We start from the raw sequence: 17,926 nt of genomic DNA, 5'->3' as shown, positions 1-17,926 counted from the left end.
GAGAAAACACGCATTTATTGTGCTGAATATTTACAATATAAGTGTTATTTTTCCTATTGTTATAGGGAACGTAAGATACACTTATTACGAATAAATCCGGCATTTTCCTATATGTGTGCCATACTTATTAATGGTTTCATATAAATGCTACTTGTTCCTTTACACAAACTAATAATAGAGGTTGTAACTATGAAAGCGAAACTTGTACTAGGTGCGGTAATTCTGGCTTCAGGCTTATTAGCAGGTTGTTCTTCTAGTAATAATGCACAATTAGATCAAATCTCTTCTGATGTAAGCCGCCTGAATACTCAAGTCCAGCAACTAAGTGGTGATGTACAATCTGCTCGTGCCGAAGCTAAATCAGCTTACGACGAAGCTGCTCGTGCAAATCAGCGTTTAGATAACCAAGTCACTACTTATAAAAAGTAATTTGACTTACCAATAAGCTGAAACAGCTTTAGGCAAGCATTAATCGCAAAGCCCTAACATTGTTAGGGCTTTGTTTTTTTATAAGGTTATTGCTTATTGGTAAATTTATCGATATTAAGACCTTTTATATGAGCAATTAAATTATAATTCGTTGCTAGGTTTGAGCAAATGTTGATATTTTTATTAGCTTGAATAAGTAACGCCTTAAATGTATCTATAATTTTATTAACATATTTTTTTTGAGCTAATGTCAGCACAGTATAATCTATATCACTTACTTTTTTGAGTTCATTCTCTAGAATATAAAACAGCTCTGTCACTGATTTTGAAGATTTTGTGTAGGGTATTCTAGAACTAGCCGTATCCGGCAAAGTCTCTATTCCAATTAACTCATATTCCCTAGCTCCCTCTTTGGGAATGAGTCGTTGGAGGATCTCATCGCACATTGATTGAATATTTTCACTTTTTAGCTTTTTATCTCCAATTAAAAACGTTTTACAGCTATTTGTCACCTGAGATAAATCATTAAATAGTCCACTTAAACCATCTTCCATGCTAGAAGAGATATTACGATTTTCTTTTATTATGTGTCCATTATTAACTAAAACTTTCATTAAACTCCCTTATTATCAATAGAAAACATTTTGATGGTAAGGTATTTTTAGCACTATTGATTTTATAAAGAAGTCTTTTTTATTTTTTGAAACCTAAAACAAAACAGCCGCCTAAAGCACCTGTTTTGTTTTTAATAGTATCATCCTCACTGACTAGTAAGCAGTAACCTCTACCGGAATACCAGAGCGTCGAATAAGCTCTGCATCAGCTTTATCTTTATTAACCTTGCCACTCTCATACCAAGCATTAAATTGCTTTGTGAATGTAAGAGGCATGGTTTGTGGATCGTCATCTTCATTACGTGATAGTGGCTGATGAACTTCAATAAACTGTCTACCGTCTGCGGTTTCAGTAAATTTAATTGGTTTATTGATAACCTGGACTCGACTCCCTTTAGGTACCACGTTAAATAAGGTCTCAATATCATTTGGGCGTAAACGAATACAGCCTGAACTCACTCTTAAACCAATACCAAAATCAGCATTAGTACCATGTATAAGGTATTCACCTCGACTATGTGCCAATCTTAAAGCATATGCCCCCATTGGATTTTCAGGGCCAGCAGGAACGACAGCCGGTAGCGTGATCCCTTTAGCTGCATAATTTTTGCGAATATTCGCCGTTGGTGTCCAAGTGGGATCTTTAATTAATTGAGAAATCGATGTCACCATCTCAGGTGTTTCTCGCCCTAATTGACCAATTCCAATAGGGTAAACATCAACGGTTCCACCCTCTTTTGGATAATAATAAAGGCGCAATTCAGCAAGATTGATAACAATACCTTTTCGCACAGAGTCAGGTAAAATCATCTGCAAAGGGATTGTTAAGGTTTTACCTGCATCAGGCAAAAGAGGATCAATACCAGGATTCGCTTCCATCATATTGAGCAATCCCACTTGGTATTCGGACGCAATAGCCTCTAAAGAGCGTTTATCATCGGGAACTATATATGAAAAATTTTCACCAATAATACGCTGGCCATCAGCAGGTAGTAGATATTCTGTCGCATAAGATAAGTGACTACTCATCCCTAATAGCGATACACCTAAGAGAGTTAACCATTTTTTCATCGTTTATCCCGTGTGTTAGAAATAAAATAAACTGACTATTATGATGATAACATTATCATTGTTATGCTTTCATATAATAAGTCAGTTTAGAACATTAATGCGGGATCAGGTAACATTTATGCTACAGCGTATTCTGAAAAACGCGTAATAAGCGTTGTAACCATCGCATGTAAACCTTGCGTGCGAGATGGTGTTAAGTGGCTTTCTAGGGCTAATGATGAGAAGTAATGTTTGATATCTGTCTCTAATGCTTGTTTGATAGTTTTACCTTGAAATAAGATAATCACTAAGGCAACAAGGCCTTTTACAATACCTGCATCACTATCACCAGCCAGCACTAACTGTTTATTCTCATTAAGAGAAACCGCTATCCAAACTTGGCTTTGGCAACCTTCAATAAAATTAGCTGAAATACGTTGTTCATCCGTTAAAGGAGTAAGGCGCTCACCTAACTCCATCATATAGAGATAACGTTGTTCCCAATCTTGACAACGAGAAAAATTGCGTAATAGCTTTGCTTCATCTGGCAAATTGGCAACTGCCATGAATAACCTCTTTTTTAATTTTTAACCTAATAACATCTCAACACGTAATAGCGCATTAACCAACGCATCGATATCATTTTTATTGGTATATAAACCGAGAGATGCACGACACATCGCAGGAACTTGGTAATAATCCATAATTGGCATCGCACAGTGATGCCCTGTACGAATAGCAATACCATAATTATCAAGGAATGCCCCAACATCATAAGCGTGATGTTTGCCTAAATTAAACGCTATCACACCTTGTCGAGAATCATTGCCATAAAGCGTTAAGGATTTTACTTTTTGCAACTGCTCTTGAGCATACTTCATTATATGATTTTCATACTCAGCAATATTATTCATACCTAATTGTGAAAGATAATCTAATGCCGCACCTAAGCCAATCATTCCCATAATATTAGGTGTGCCTGCTTCAAAGCGCCAAGGCGCATCTGCGTAGGTAATATCGCCATTAATATGAACATGCTTTATCATTGCACCACCGCCTTCCCATGGCGGTAATTCATCCAGTATCGCTTTCTTACCGTATAACAAACCAATACCTGTAGGCCCATAAAGTTTATGTCCACTACAAACAAAAAAGTCGCAATCAAGTTGTGAAACATTAATTGTTTGATGCATTGCACTTTGAGCACCATCAACCAATATATGTAATTCACCACCTCGCTCAATTGCATATTGACGAGCATCACGAATAATTTGAGCGACTGGATTCACTGTGCCCAATACATTTGATTGATGAGTGAGACTGAGTAATTTAGTTCGCTCATCGATTAAGTGAGGTAATTGAGCAAAATCGAGCGTGCCGTCTTGTAATAGCGGTAACACACGAACATTAAAGCCATACTGTTTTGCCAACATATACCATGGAACAATATTTGCGTGATGTTCCATTTCTGTGATGATGATATTGTCACCATCATTCAAAAATCGTTGGCTATAAACGTTCGCAATTAGGTTGATCCCTTCCGTTGTTCCTTTAACAAAAACTATCTCTTCTTCACTATTGGCACCTAAAAAATCACAGGCTTTTTTACGGACATTTTCAACTAACATTGTCGCATTTGCACTTAATGTGTGAATGCCGCGGTGAACCGCGGCATATTGTGTTAAGGCAAATTGTTTTTCATGCTCAATGACACAAGCCGGTTTCTGAGCACTTGCGGCACTATCGAGATAAATCAGAGATTTTCCTTTCACTTGTTGTGAAAGAATTGGAAAATCAGCTCGCGCTTTTTCAATGGAATGCGTCATAATGCCTTATTTTATACCTCTAATAAGCGCTGATTAATTCTTTCTAATACCTGCGCTTTAATCACACTATTTTCTAGCGATTCAGTTAATTCAGCCGCAAATGCATGAATGATCATTTTACGGGCATCACTTAAGGAAATACCTCGTGAACGCAGATAAAATAGCTGCTCATCATCAATTCGTCCCACAGTAGCACCATGACTACACTTCACATCATCAGCATAAATCTCAAGCTGTGGTTTAGTATCAACTTGTGCTTTTTCACCCAGCAACAGATTGTTATTAGTCATTTGACCATCTGTTTTTAATGCTTGAGGTGTCACCGTGATCATACCGTTAAATACAGCTTTCCCTGCATCCATCGCAATACTTTTATGCAATTGACGACTCTGGCAATTTTTCTCACCATGAACCAACCATGTGCGAGTATCTGCAATCTCTCCGGCTTTAGGTAATACAACGCTATTCATCGAAAGCTCTGTATTTTCACCTTTTAATGCAGAACTTGTGTGATGACGACTTAGCTTAGCGCCTAATAAAAAAGCGTAACTGTTAACACGAGCATCACGGCCTATCGTCATATCATTATGGGCAAAATGCTGACTTACACCATTCTCAAAACTTAATTTGATATGGTTAAAAGAGGCATTATCACCGATCGTCGCGGTTAACCTTGCTCCTGTAAAATGGCGGTTTTCACTATCACTGCTAATATAGTGCTCTATCACTTGCATCTGGGTATTTGCACCAACATCAAGATGAAAACGATAATTTCCACTATTTACCTCAGCGCTTTGATCCCCTTGAGTAATATTGAGGATATAAAGTGGTTTATCCGCAATAACACCGTTTTTCAGGGTAATAAGCAAAGGATGTGGCGCTAAACTTTCAACTAAATGCAGGAAGATTTCACCATTTACCGCTTTAGGTAATTCACTTTGGTTATCGAGTAAAGTGACTTGATAAGGACCAAAGTCTTTACTGCTTTCTATTGGTGAAAATGTACCATTCACCATCACAATACGATAACAGTCAAAAGATAATGCATATTTAGCCATTAAACTTTGCACATCAAAAGGTGGCAATTGTTGATAGCGCAGACTGAGCGTTTCTTCTAACGGTGTATAATGCCAATCTTCATGGCGATAAACTGGGAAACCGATTTTCTCAACTTGAGACCAATGATTACGAGCATTGAGGCTATTATTACCTTTGCGTTGATGATATAACGCTGAAAACATTTTTAATGCTTGTTGATTACGCAATTCAACTTGGCGCTGTTTTTCACGCTTTTCATTGAGGGTCAATAAGCCAGCCATAACCTTGTTCCTCCAATTTTTGCGCCAATGAAAAATCACCTGATTTAATGATTTTTCCCTGATAAAGCACATGCACAAAATCAGGTTTAATATAATCTAGAATACGTTGGTAGTGTGTTACAACGATGAAAGCTCGCTTACCATCACGTAAGCTATTAACACCATTAGAAACGATTTTTAATGCGTCTATATCAAGACCTGAGTCTGTTTCATCTAAAATACATAACTCAGGCTCTAACGCAGCCATTTGTAAGATATCGTTACGTTTTTTCTCACCACCAGAAAATCCCACGTTAACAGAGCGTGTTAGCAAATCTTGTGGCATATCCAGTAATTTAATTTTATCTTCAATAAAATCTTCAAAATCAAAGCGATCTAACGGCTCTTGACCACGATATTCTCTCACTGCATTTACAGAAGATTGTAAGAAAAACTGATTACTGACACCGGGTATTTCAACAGGATATTGAAATGCCATAAAGATGCCTTCACCTGCGCGATCTTCCGGCTCTAACTCCAATAAATCTTTACTTTTAAAGGTAATTGAACCTTCATCAACTTCATATTCATCACGGCCAGCAAGCGTTGCAGATAGCGTACTTTTACCCGAGCCATTTGGTCCCATAATCGCGTGAACTTCACCTGCACGCACCTGCAAATCTAATCCTTTAAGGATCTCATTGCCTTCAACACTGACATGTAAATTTTTAATATCTAACATAATATATGCCTTCGGTATCTTTATACTCAGAATTTGGTTAATAGTTAACCGACGCTATGCTCTAAGCTGATTGCTAATAATTTTTGTGCTTCCACAGCAAATTCCAGCGGTAATTCTGAGAACACATCTTTACAAAATCCGTTTACAATCATTGAGATTGCATCATCTTCGCTTAATCCACGCTGACGACAATAAAACAACTGATCTTCACCAATACGTGACGTTGTCGCTTCGTGTTCAAGTTGTGCTGAGTTGTTCATTACCTCAACATAAGGGAAAGTATGCGCACCGCACTGTGTACCAATTAACATGGAATCACACTGGGTGAAGTTACGAGCATTTTGCGCACCAGGAAGTACTTTTACGAGCCCGCGGTAACTGTTTTGACTTTTACCCGCAGAAATACCTTTAGAGATAATGGTTGATTTGGTATTTTTGCCGATATGGATCATCTTAGTCCCCGTATCTGCTTGTTGATTGCCATTGGTTAAAGCAACCGAGAAGAATTCAGCGGTGGAATTATCCCCTTTTAAAATCACACTTGGGTATTTCCATGTGATCGCAGAACCCGTTTCTGATTGCGTCCATGACATTTTGGCGTTTTCGCCTTCACAGATAGCGCGTTTAGTCACAAAGTTCAGAATACCGCCTTCACTATCACCACCAGAGAACCAGTTTTGTACAGTAGAGTATTTTACTTCAGCATCTTTATGGATAATGACTTCAACCACAGCAGCATGAAGCTGATAGCTATCTCGAACAGGTGCTGAACAACCTTCGATATAACTGACATAACTGCCTTCATCTGCAACCAAAATAGTTCGTTCAAATTGGCCTGTTTGAGCGGCATTAATACGGAAATAAGTCGATAACTCCATTGGGCAACGAACCCCTTTTGGAATATAGACAAAAGTACCATCAGATGCGACCGCAGCATTCAGTGCAGCAAAGTAGTTATCATGGCTTGAGACAACAGTGCCTAAATATTGGCGTACTAGATCAGGATATTCTTGTATAGCCTCGCTAAATGAACAGAAAATGATGCCATGTTCAGCAAGCTCTTCACGATATGTTGTTGAAACAGAAACTGAGTCAAAAATAGCATCAACAGCAACGGCTTGCCCTTCTCTTACAGGTACTCCTAGTTGGTTAAAAGCATCTTCAACTTCTTTGGTTAAATAATCCTGTGCAGCTTGTTTATCGCTCGTAACAGCTTCATTTGTGCCACCAGCACAACTGCCGTTAGCACAACATGAACTACAAGATGGTGCTGAATAATAGCTATAATCTTGATAATTAAGCGATGGATAATCTGCTTTTAGCCAATGTGGCTCTTCCATTTCCAACCAATGGCGATAAGCATCTAAACGAAATTCCAGCATCCACTCTGGTTCGTTTCTTTTTGCCGATATTGCACGTACAACCGCTTCATTTAATCCTTTTTCTAAGGTGTCGGTTGAGATATCGGTATAAAAACCTTCTTTATAGTGGTGATCGCTTAACCATCCCTGAACTTCATCACCAATTTCAACATTGCTCTGAGACATAATCTGACTTCACTATGTTATACCCCGAAGCTCTCACCACATCCGCAGACGTTTTGAGCTTTAGGATTATTAAATTTAAACATTTGATTAAGTCCTTCACGAACATAATCAACAACCAACCCATCGATAAATGGCATTGCTTTTAATGAAACAAAGAGTTTTGCACCATTATGTTCATAAACAAGATCATCATCATTTGGGGTAGTAGCGAGTTCAATAACATAACCATACCCTGTACAACCAGAGGGTTTGATATTTAAGGAAAGCCCTTGTTTTTCAGGGTTTTTCTCGACTAAATGGCAGATATGCTTTGCCGCATTATCCGTTAATACAATGCCTTGCCAAGCTGTGTCATTAAGAGAAAAAGTTTCAACGTTGTTTGTCATTTCTGACCTCATTTCGAAAGGAGATTGATATCTTTCCTGACACTAATGGTAATGATAACCCTTATCACTTCAACCATGTCTTTTGAAAGGATATTCCGTAAATGTGTATTTTTTGTTCTATTTTTACGCTTGTTTTGTTAAAAAATCATGTTAACGCAATGTAATATAACACTTTTATATTTTTTCATTCTAAAAAATAAAACTTTTAATTTTTCTTATATTTCGCACAATACGCATATAAGTTGCAAAATAAATACACTTTATATGTTATCACTGAAATTTAGAGAAAAAAGCATAAAAATGTGCTTTTTACAGCTAGCTTATTGAGCCTATTCACATTCATTTTTATGCTTTTGATGAGAGAAGATAAGATAGCACCACTTATATGATGACCTCTTATTGGTTTGTGTGCTCTTCGATGTTATTTATTAATAGTGATGGTTTGAATATATTTGTTTGTACATTCAAGAATTTGACTGTTTTTTTGTTTGTTCGATTGGCTATTGAAGTTACTAATTAATTGCAATTGCCATACTCGATTCGTTTTAAGATCTGCCGCTAAAATACCTTCATAGCTCACGTTCTCTTTTGCATATTTCCCTTCAAAAAAGACATGTCGACTTTCCACATTTGGGATAGTTAATGGTTTTATCGATGTAGATATTTCATTCATGCCATCTATGATGGCAATATTATCTACAATACCTTGTGCTCCTGCATCCACATCATAACTCATTACATCGATCATTTTAAAATAAACCAGACGAACTTCTGTTAAATCACAAATAGGCTCTGATTTATAAACCATCATTTCTGTTGTGACGTCCTGAACATTATCAGGTAAGGATTTAAAATAATTTTCAGTATCTTCTCTACTCATTGTAAATGAGGTGGGATAAGCCATATTAAAACCAGAAATAGCTTGTATTGGAATATTACGTATATCATTACTCGTTTCAGAGGTAGAATTATTATCACATCCGCTGAGTAATAAACCCGCAATTAATAATACTGTGGTATTAAATTTATAAGAAGTTAACATTATTGATCGTCTTATCTTTTATTATGAAGATAATGATTATCATTAAAAATAAAATCTAAATAAAGAAATAATTTTATTTTCTCTCTGCTTTTATTTTTTAACATTATCTATAAACACAAAAAAAACGCATAAAGAGAGTATTTCACTTTATGCGTCTGTCTTTTTATTTTTAAGAAATAACAGATGTCGTTAATCTAGAAATACATACTTGACGATCTTTGTCATCAAATATTTCTATTGACCAAACTTGGTGTGAGCGTCCTAAATGAATAGGCTTACACACACCTCTTACTTTACCTTCTCTCGCTGAACGAATGTGATTTGCATTGATTTCTAACCCGACAATCTTTTGTTCACCTTCAGTACAAAGATAACCCGCAACAGAACCTAATGTTTCAGCTAAAACAACAGAAGCACCGCCATGCAAAAGCCCTAAAGGTTGTTTAGTACGGTGATCAACAGGCATTGTTCCTTCAAGATAATCATCACCAAGACATGTTAACTCAATGCCCAAATGGCTCATCATATTGTTTTGTCCAATATGATTAAGATACTCAATTGTCGTTTCACGTTTCCATATCATGGCATAATCTCCAAAAGTGCCTGTAGTGGGTGTTTTAGCTCAATATTATCAATACGTTTCACTTGACTACGACAAGAGTAACCTGTGCTTAAACAACGCATTGTTGGTAATGTTTTTAATGCATTTCCCCATGAGAGTTGATAAATGCCCAACGAGTTTTCATAATTATTTAGTTCATGTCCATAAGTACCTGCCATTCCACAACATCCCGTGCTCACAAATTCGAGTTGCTGCCCATAACGTTGGAAAATAGCCTGCCACTGTTTCATACTTTGTGGTAGCGCCGTCACTTCTGTACAGTGCCCGAAAAGATACCATTTTTCAGCATCATCACGAACTGCTATTGGCTCAGATACCAATTTACTTAGCCATTCATGAACAAGTTGAACATTAAAATCCCCACGCTTATCACCCAGTATTTCACGATATTCATCGCGATAACAAAGCACTAATGCAGGATCAACCCCTACCATAGGAATACCTAATTGTGCGACACGATTAAGCATGGTTGAGGTTTTTTGTGCCGTTTTACTAAATTGCTGTAAAAAACCTTTAATATGTTGCGCTTTTCCATTAGGTGAAAATGGCAGTAAAACAGGTTTAAATCCAATTTTTTCAATCAGTTTGATAAAATCGGCAACCACTTTTGCATCGTAATAACTGGTAAAGGGATCTTGTACCACCAGCACATGATGGCTTCGTTGCTTTTCAGATAAACGCTCTAAGTCTTCCAGCGTCATATCTAACGCTTTGTGCCCAGCCAATTGCTGTCTTAATGTAGGCGATGACAGCAAAGGTAAATCGACCATTCCTATCGTGTGTTTACTTAATGACTGCACCAATGGCTGTTTCATAAAAAAGTTAAAAAATCCGGGAGCCTTCGCCATAATCGGCGTTGTTAATTCAACATTCGCGACAATATGATCTTTTAGCGGACGTAAATAACGTTGGTGATAAAGTTCAGTAAACTTAGAACGAAACGATGGCACATCAATTTTAATCGGACATTGTGTTGAACAGGCTTTACAAGCCAAGCAACCGTTCATAGCCGCTTTCACTTCATGAGAAAAGTCATATTCGCCACGTTTGGCTTTCCATGTATTACGTGTTTTCTCAATCAAACCTCTTAAACTTGGTTTATTATTTTCAAAGCTAGATTCAAGTTGTTTTGGGCTAACGCCTTGCTCTGTCAATAAGCGTAGCCACTCTCTTACAAGTGCAGCTCGTCCTTTAGGTGAATGAATGCGTTGCCCGCTGATTTTCATTGAAGGACACATTGGGCTTTTGGCATCAAAGTTAAAGCAAAGTCCATTACCATTACAATCCAGTGCACCTTTGAAATCTTGACGCACAGATAAAGGGATTGTGCGATCAAAAGTACCTCGTTTGATGGTATCGACTTGCTTCATAGGTTCATCGACCTCTAATGGAGGGCATATCTTCCCAGGATTCAGTCTATTTCGAGGATCGAATACCGTTTTGATTTGACGCAGTTCATGATAGAGCGTTTCACCGAAAAATTCGGGGCTGTATTGCGCTCTAAAGCCTTTTCCATGTTCACCCCAGAGTAACCCACCATATTTGGCTGTTAACGTGACAATGTCGTCTGAGATAGATTTCATCAATAGTTCTTGTTGTGGATCACACATATCAAGAGCTGGTCTTACGTGCAATACCCCTGCATCAACATGTCCAAACATGCCATAATTGAGCTGATGACTGTCCAGTAACGCTCTAAATTCGGTAATATAATCAGCAAGATGTTCTGGTGGCACACAGGTATCTTCTACGAAAGGAATTGGCTTTGCTTGCCCTTTTGCATTACCTAATAAACCAACGGCTTTTTTACGCATAGCATAAATGCGATTAATATCCGCCAAATCTTCACAGACTTGATAACCGATAACACCGCCTTGGCCCTCTTTCATTAATGAATCTAAGCGTTGGCATAATGATGCGACTTGTGATCCGATAAGGTTTTCATCATCGCCAGCAAATTCAACAATATTAAGCCCTTGCATATCTTTATCAGGAATATCAGTGATCAACTCTTTTACAGAGTGCCACACGATATCTTCACGGGCGAGATTTAATACTTTTGAATCAACCGTTTCAACAGAAAGTGCTTTCGCTTTAACTAAAAAAGAGGCATTGCGTAATGCTGAATCAAACGAATCATATTTTACATTGACTAAACTGCGCTGTTTGGGAATTGGCGTGATATCCAGTGTCGCTTCAGTAATAAAAGCTAGCGTTCCTTCAGAGCCTGTTAAAATTCTCGTTAAATCAAATCGTTTCATGTCATCACTAAAGACATGACGCAAATCATACCCTGTTAAAAAGCGATTTAACTTAGGGAATTTTTCAAGAATAAGTTTTCGTTGCTCTTTGCAACGAGATAAGACGGTACGGTAAACATTGCCGATTGCGGAACTTTCTTGGGCAATATTTTCAGCTAGTGCCGTATCCATAGCTCGTGTTTCAAGCAGTTCACCACCTAACAAAACTGCCCTAACACCAAGAACGTGATCAGAGGTTTTACCATAAACCATTGAACCTTGCCCTGAGGCATCAGTGTTAATCATTCCACCTAATGTAGCGCGATTACTGGTAGATAGTTCTGGCGCGAAAAAAAAGCCATAAGGTTTTAAAAAGAGATTTAACTCATCTTTTATCACCCCTGCTTCCACTTTTACCCAACGCTCTTGCGGGTTTATCTCAATAATACGCTTCATATAGCGAGATAAATCAACCACAATACCATCCGTTAACGCTTGCCCATTAGTGCCTGTACCGCCCCCTCTAGGAGTCAGAGAGAGTGAATGAAATCGAGGTTCATCAACTAAGCGAGCAATAATAGTTACATCAGCGGTTGAGCGAGGAAAAACAACAGCCTGTGGTAATAACTGGTAAATACTATTATCTGTTGCCATAGTGAGTCTGTCAGCGTAACTGCTGGAGATATCACCGGTGAAACCGTTTTTTTGAAGAGTATCAAGAAATTCTGTTGTGAGTTCACTGACTTGCGGTGCTTGCGATATACGTGGGATCATTTGTTATAGCTCTTTAATCTAATAGTCCACATTGCTTAATTTTAGATGTTGAAATGTATGCTAAGAGGTACTTTGCCTCATTTTGTACTTTCAGACCGATACCTGTTCACCTTATCATACAATTCTGGCAAATTGCGTAGTGATATAAACAACGTGATATTTGCAATGTTTATTCATCTGCTTCTAGCATTTTTATTCGTGTAGGGATTTAAAACCATGGAAAAACCGCAGATCCATACAGATATACCAAAAGTTTTATTCACTGTTCTTTTTATTTCTTTTTTTATTATCGCCAGTTTTTGGATCCTAAATCCCTTTATTGTGGGTTTTATTTGGGCTGGAATGATTGTTGTTGCAACGTGGCCTTTACTTCTTATTATTGAAAAACGGGTAAAATACCGTTGGCTATCAACCATGATAATGATGATTTTGATATTACTGATCTTCGTTATCCCTATTATCTTATTAATTAGTAGTGTCATTGATAATAGTGCGCCTTTAATAGAATTAGCAAAATCACCTTCAAGTGTTCAGCCTCCTCAACTATTATGGCTTAACGATATCCCAATGATAGGGAGTAAGCTTTATGATACATGGCACTCTATCCTTGTCTCTGGTGGTAATGCGTTAATCTCAAAAATCCAGCCTTACGTCGGGCAAGCTGCAAATTGGTTTTTTGCTCAAGCCTTGAATATTGGTCGATTTGCCCTACATTTGGGTGTGATGTTGTTATTTTCCGGCTTACTATTTTTACAAGGCGAAAATGTCGTATCTTGGTTACGTCATTTTGCCATTCGTTTAGCCGGCCAGCGTGGTGATGCTGCAATCTTACTTGCATCCATGTCTATTCGCGCTGTCGCATTAGGGGTGGTTTTAACCGCCTTAATTCAAGCGATTGTTGGTGGTATCGGTCTCGCTGTGTCTGGCGTACCTTATGCGACTGTATTAACCGTCATTATGTTTATTTGCTGCCTTGCTCAAATAGGCCCTTTATTAGTATTGATACCTTCCATTTTATGGCTATTTTGGACAGGTGATACCACTTGGGGCATTGTTATGGTGATTTGGGGTGGCGCCGTTGCGACAATGGATGGTGTATTACGGCCTTATTTAATCAAAATGGGAGCTGATTTGCCTATGGTATTAATTCTTACGGGTGTTATTGGTGGGATTTTAACATTAGGTATGATTGGATTATTTATTGGCCCTGTTGTTCTCGCTGTTGCACATAGTTTATTAAATGCATGGATTAATGAAGTACCAAAACCTAATCCTGATTTAACTGAAACAGTAGAATTTATGAATAAAAACTTTATCGAAAAAGAATAAATAATAATAGAGCATGTAAGTGTAGCTACTTACATGCTCTAAAAATAACAGAGTAAAGTTTAATAAAGATTATCAATTTAGGAATAAACCATTATATTTTTATATTAAAACTTACAATTTGAAACAAATTACATTTTTTTAAACCCGTTTGTTACCAGCAAGTTATATTCACTTTCAAATAAGCTTATATTCTTTTTATTGAGATAATTCTTAGAGCATAATTAACGCATTTCTCTTAATATAAATATCAACGAAACAAATGTTTCATCGAATTAATAATTTTGCCTTTCATATTAATAGATTAATTGGCGAGATTAAAGAATATAAAATATTGCTGTGTGTAGTCTTTGCCTGTCAGCCCATGATAGGCTTTTTTTTTGCCTATTATTTAATAATTGTATAAAAAAAGCTCACATTATATTGTGAGCTTTTTATTTATAGCGATGATATTAATTCTATTGTGCTAATTTTACCCAAGTTTTAATTACAGTATCTGGGTTTAAAGATAAACTATCAATTCCCTCTTCCATTAGCCATTGTGCAAAATCTTCATGATCAGAAGGTCCTTGACCACAAATACCCACATATTTTCCATTACGTTTAGCAGCTTGGATTGCCATTGATAATAATGCTTTCACTGCATCATTGCGTTCATCAAACAGTGCAGAGACCACACCTGAATCTCGGTCAAGACCTAATGTTAATTGGGTCATATCGTTAGAGCCAATAGAGAAACCATCAAAGTGTTCTAAGAATTTATCTGCTAATAAGGCATTTGATGGAATTTCACACATCATAATGACTTTTAAGCCGTTCTCACCACGTTTCAAGCCATTTGCCGCTAATTCATCAATAACTTCTTCAGCTTGGCGTACAGTACGAACAAATGGGATCATGACTTCAACATTCTCTAAGCCCATATCATTACGAACACGTTTTACCGCTTCACACTCAAGCGAGAAACAGCGACGGAAATCGTCAGAAACATAACGGCCCGCACCACGGAATCCTAACATTGGGTTCTCTTCATCTGGCTCATAACGATCGCCACCCACTAAGTTGGCATATTCATTAGATTTAAAGTCAGATAAACGAACGATAACGCGTTTAGGCCAGAATGCCGCCGCTAATGTTGCAATCCCTTCTGTTAATTTACTGATGTAATACTCAACTGGAGATTCATAGCCTGCCATCATTTCATTGATTTCAGCTTTCAGTGCTTCAGTTTGGTCGTCATACTCTAGTAATGCGCGAGGATGCACACCAATCATACGGTTAATAATAAATTCTAAACGCGCAAGACCGACACCATCATTTGGTAAGCCTGCAAAATCAAATGCACGATCAGGATTGCCGACGTTCATCATGATTTTGAGCCCTAATTCAGGCATATTATCGATTGCGGAGCTCTGAATAGAAAAATCCAGTTTGCCATCGTAAACAAACCCGGTGTCACCTTCAGCACAAGAAACAGTTACAACTTGTCCTTCAGCAATACATTCTGTTGCATCACCACAACCCACAACCGCAGGAATACCTAATTCACGAGCAATGATTGCAGCGTGACATGTTCTACCACCGCGATTAGTTACAATCGCAGAAGCTTTCTTCATGATAGGTTCCCAATCTGGGTCTGTCATGTCAGTAACCAGCACATCACCCGCTTCAATCCTATCCATCTCACTTAAATTATGGATAACTTTGACAGCCCCCGTACCAATACGATGACCAATAGCACGGCCTTCAATAATAACAGAGCCACTTTCATTTAATTGATAGCGTTCCATTACTTGTTGGTTAGAACGAACTGTTTCTGGACGAGCCTGAACTATGTATAAACGACCATTATGTCCATCTTTAGCCCATTCGATATCCATTGGACGACCATAGTGACGTTCGATCAATACAGCTTGTTTAGCCAGCTCTTGAACTTCATTATCAGTCAAAGAGAAACGATTGCGCAGTGACTCTGGCGTATCTTCGATACGGACTTGTTTACCATGTTCAACGCTGTCTGCGTAAACCATTTGGATCTTTTTAGAGCCAAGATTACGACGAACAATAGAAGGTAGGCCTTTTGCTAAAGTTGGCTTGTGTACATAAAACTCATCTGGGTTAACAGCACCCTGTACAACCATTTCACCTAAACCATAAGCTGATGTAATAAACACAACTTGATCAAAGCCAGATTCAGTATCGATGGTAAACATCACACCTGAAGAAGCGAGATCAGAACGCACCATACGTTGAACGCCGGCAGATAATGCAACACCACGGTGATCATAACCTTGGTGAACACGATAAGAGATTGCGCGATCGTTAAATAACGAGGCAAATACGTGTTTGATTGCAACGAGTATGGCATCAATACCTTGAACGTTTAAAAACGTCTCTTGTTGACCAGCAAAAGAAGCATCAGGCATATCTTCTGCAGTCGCAGATGAACGAACGGCAAATGAAGCTTCAGATTCACCTTCACTTAATGTGAGATAAGCATCGCGAATGTCTTTTTCAAACTGAGGCGTAAAAGGTGTATCAATTACCCACTGGCGAATTTGATTACCTGCTTGAGCCAGTTGATTAACATCATCAACATCAACGCTATCAAGTAATTCATAAATACGCTGATTGATACCGCTCTGTTCCAGAAAATCATTAAACGCTTGCGCTGTGGTAGCAAACCCATTAGGAACAGAAACACCCAATTCCGCTAGGTTTGTGATCATTTCACCGAGGGAAGCATTTTTCCCACCAACACGATCAACGTCATTCATACCTAATTGGTTATACCAAAGCACATTGCACGGGGTGAGGCTATTGCTGGACATTGAGAACAATCCTTTTTTAAACAATTATGAGAGAGAGAGAAAAAAAAGAAAAACCCGCTGTCAAAACGACAACGTAAATAAGCGTATCACAATGTGATGCTGAATATAGAAAGGTGAATCGATCAACCAGAAAACTTTATTTTTTTATCCTTTATAATCACTAAAAATGCTTTAGATAATATTGTTTGATTTGCTAATTCAGCTAAAAAAAGGTGAGCGTTATGATATTAAGCTTGAATTCTATTAATTGTGATAATAATGAACCCATTGATAGAACAGTCTTTTTTATCTCTGATGGTACAGCAATTACGGCAGAAGTATTAGGTCATGCGGTACTTTCTCAATTTCCATTAAAAATGAAAAGTTATACATTACCTTTTGTTTCTACTGTGGAAAGAGCTGAAGAAATAAAACAGAAAATCTCTGAAATTTATAAAAAGAGTGGTGCTAAGCCTCTTGTTTTTTATTCTATTATCAGCCCAGAAGTTAAACAGATAATAAATAGTAGTGAAGGTTTTTGTCAGGATATTGTGCAATCTCTCGTAATACCACTTGAAAAAGAAGTAGGGATCCATGCATCGCCAAAATTAAACAAAACCCACGGATTAACTGAAAAAAACCTTAGCAAATATGATGCTCGTATTGCTGCAATCGAATACACCCTTTCCCATGATGATGGCATATCATTACGGAATCTCGACCAAGCTCAAGTGATCTTAATTGGTGTTTCTCGTTGTGGAAAAACGCCCACCAGCCTCTATTTAGCGATGCAATTTGGTATTCAAGCCGCTAACTATCCATTTACTGCAGATGATATGGATTTCTTAAAACTACCTGCGGAACTAAAAGAATATCAACATAAATTATTTGGCTTAACCATTGCACCAGAACGTCTTGCTGCTATCCGTGGTGAACGTCGTGAAAATAGCCGTTATGCATCAATTCGCCAATGTAGAATCGAATTAGCTGAAGTGGAAGCCCTTTTTAGAAAAAATAATATTCCTTATCTCAACACCACAAATTATTCTGTTGAAGAAATTTCAACCAAGGTAATTGATTCCATGGGATTAGCGAGAAGAATGTTTTAACTCTTTCTGGCGACTTTTTTATTCGTTTTTCTCTGTGAACGCTGTTGAAATTAGCTGAATTTCGTTTATTGTGATCTTAATCACTGGGTAGACTTACCCTGTATATTTATT

The 17,926-nt window shown here is 37.7% G+C and carries 15 protein-coding genes; 3 read left to right on the top strand and 12 right to left on the bottom strand.

Translation table 11 applies throughout. The features are described from left to right. Positions 1 to 189: 189 nt before the first annotated feature. Positions 190 to 429 carry an Lpp/OprI family alanine-zipper lipoprotein gene (locus tag NBG71_RS02930; protein WP_036913221.1) on the top strand — a complete coding sequence of 80 codons (240 nt, stop codon included), beginning with the start codon at positions 190 to 192 and terminating at the stop codon, positions 427 to 429. Between the two features lie 86 nt (positions 430 to 515). Here NBG71_RS02930 and NBG71_RS02925 read toward each other — a convergent pair whose 3' ends face one another. The 11 genes from NBG71_RS02925 to ydiJ form a co-directional block, all read right to left on the bottom strand. After that, positions 516 to 1,043, bottom strand: a complete 528-nt coding sequence (locus tag NBG71_RS02925) for a hypothetical protein (RefSeq protein WP_075673228.1) — start codon at positions 1,041 to 1,043, stop codon at positions 516 to 518. 153 nt (positions 1,044 to 1,196) lie between these two features. Next, positions 1,197 to 2,114: a L,D-transpeptidase family protein gene (locus tag NBG71_RS02920; RefSeq protein WP_075673227.1), complete on the bottom strand. Its 918-nt coding sequence runs from the start codon at positions 2,112 to 2,114 to the stop codon at positions 1,197 to 1,199. Positions 2,115 to 2,230: 116 nt separating this feature from the next. Beyond that, positions 2,231 to 2,659, bottom strand: coding sequence for a cysteine desulfuration protein SufE (sufE, locus tag NBG71_RS02915; RefSeq protein WP_075673226.1), 429 nt, complete (start codon positions 2,657 to 2,659; stop codon positions 2,231 to 2,233). Positions 2,660 to 2,680: 21 nt separating this feature from the next. Further along, the gene (gene sufS, locus NBG71_RS02910) at positions 2,681 to 3,919 is read right to left on the bottom strand and encodes a cysteine desulfurase SufS (protein ID WP_075673225.1); all 1,239 of its coding nucleotides are present in this window, start codon (positions 3,917 to 3,919) and stop codon (positions 2,681 to 2,683) included. 11 nt (positions 3,920 to 3,930) lie between these two features. Then, on the bottom strand, positions 3,931 to 5,238 hold the full coding sequence (sufD, locus tag NBG71_RS02905) for a Fe-S cluster assembly protein SufD (RefSeq protein WP_109418930.1): 1,308 nt from the start codon (positions 5,236 to 5,238) through the stop codon (positions 3,931 to 3,933). After that, positions 5,213 to 5,959, bottom strand: a complete 747-nt coding sequence (gene sufC / locus NBG71_RS02900) for a Fe-S cluster assembly ATPase SufC (RefSeq protein ID WP_075673223.1) — start codon at positions 5,957 to 5,959, stop codon at positions 5,213 to 5,215. The genes sufD and sufC overlap by 26 nt, the downstream gene beginning before the upstream one ends. A 44-nt stretch (positions 5,960 to 6,003) precedes the next feature. Continuing rightward, positions 6,004 to 7,506 carry a Fe-S cluster assembly protein SufB gene (gene sufB / locus NBG71_RS02895; RefSeq protein WP_075673222.1) on the bottom strand — a complete coding sequence of 501 codons (1,503 nt, stop codon included), beginning with the start codon at positions 7,504 to 7,506 and terminating at the stop codon, positions 6,004 to 6,006. 17 nt (positions 7,507 to 7,523) lie between these two features. Then, on the bottom strand, positions 7,524 to 7,892 hold the full coding sequence (gene sufA / locus NBG71_RS02890) for a Fe-S cluster assembly scaffold SufA (RefSeq protein WP_075673221.1): 369 nt from the start codon (positions 7,890 to 7,892) through the stop codon (positions 7,524 to 7,526). A 421-nt stretch (positions 7,893 to 8,313) separates the two neighbouring features. After that, on the bottom strand, positions 8,314 to 8,934 hold the full coding sequence (locus tag NBG71_RS02885) for a hypothetical protein (RefSeq protein WP_075673220.1): 621 nt from the start codon (positions 8,932 to 8,934) through the stop codon (positions 8,314 to 8,316). 169 nt (positions 8,935 to 9,103) lie between these two features. Beyond that, positions 9,104 to 9,517 carry a 1,4-dihydroxy-2-naphthoyl-CoA hydrolase gene (menI, locus tag NBG71_RS02880; protein WP_075673219.1) on the bottom strand — a complete coding sequence of 138 codons (414 nt, stop codon included), beginning with the start codon at positions 9,515 to 9,517 and terminating at the stop codon, positions 9,104 to 9,106. Next, positions 9,514 to 12,570, bottom strand: a complete 3,057-nt coding sequence (ydiJ, locus tag NBG71_RS02875) for a D-2-hydroxyglutarate dehydrogenase YdiJ (protein WP_075673218.1) — start codon at positions 12,568 to 12,570, stop codon at positions 9,514 to 9,516. The genes menI and ydiJ overlap by 4 nt, the downstream gene beginning before the upstream one ends. 216 nt (positions 12,571 to 12,786) lie before the next feature. On the opposite strand from ydiJ, the gene ydiK reads away from it, so the two are divergent. Beyond that, positions 12,787 to 13,899 (top strand): AI-2E family transporter YdiK, encoded by a 1,113-nt coding sequence (ydiK, locus tag NBG71_RS02870; protein WP_075673217.1) that lies wholly within the window; start codon positions 12,787 to 12,789, stop codon positions 13,897 to 13,899. 455 nt (positions 13,900 to 14,354) lie between these two features. On the opposite strand, the gene ppsA is transcribed toward ydiK, so the two are convergent. Then, positions 14,355 to 16,727 carry a phosphoenolpyruvate synthase gene (gene ppsA, locus NBG71_RS02865; RefSeq protein WP_075673216.1) on the bottom strand — a complete coding sequence of 791 codons (2,373 nt, stop codon included), beginning with the start codon at positions 16,725 to 16,727 and terminating at the stop codon, positions 14,355 to 14,357. A gap of 221 nt (positions 16,728 to 16,948) precedes the next feature. On the opposite strand from ppsA, the gene ppsR reads away from it, so the two are divergent. Next, complete coding sequence (gene ppsR / locus NBG71_RS02860) at positions 16,949 to 17,815, top strand: posphoenolpyruvate synthetase regulatory kinase/phosphorylase PpsR (protein WP_075673215.1); 867 nt, start codon at positions 16,949 to 16,951, stop codon at positions 17,813 to 17,815. The last annotated feature ends 111 nt before the right edge of the window (positions 17,816 to 17,926 follow it).

Source organism: Proteus sp. FZP2095 (assembly GCF_023701425.1).
GTDB lineage: Bacteria > Pseudomonadota > Gammaproteobacteria > Enterobacterales > Enterobacteriaceae > Proteus > Proteus cibarius.
Note: the sequence above shows the minus strand (reverse complement) of the source record. Positions and strands in the feature narration are given on the sequence as shown.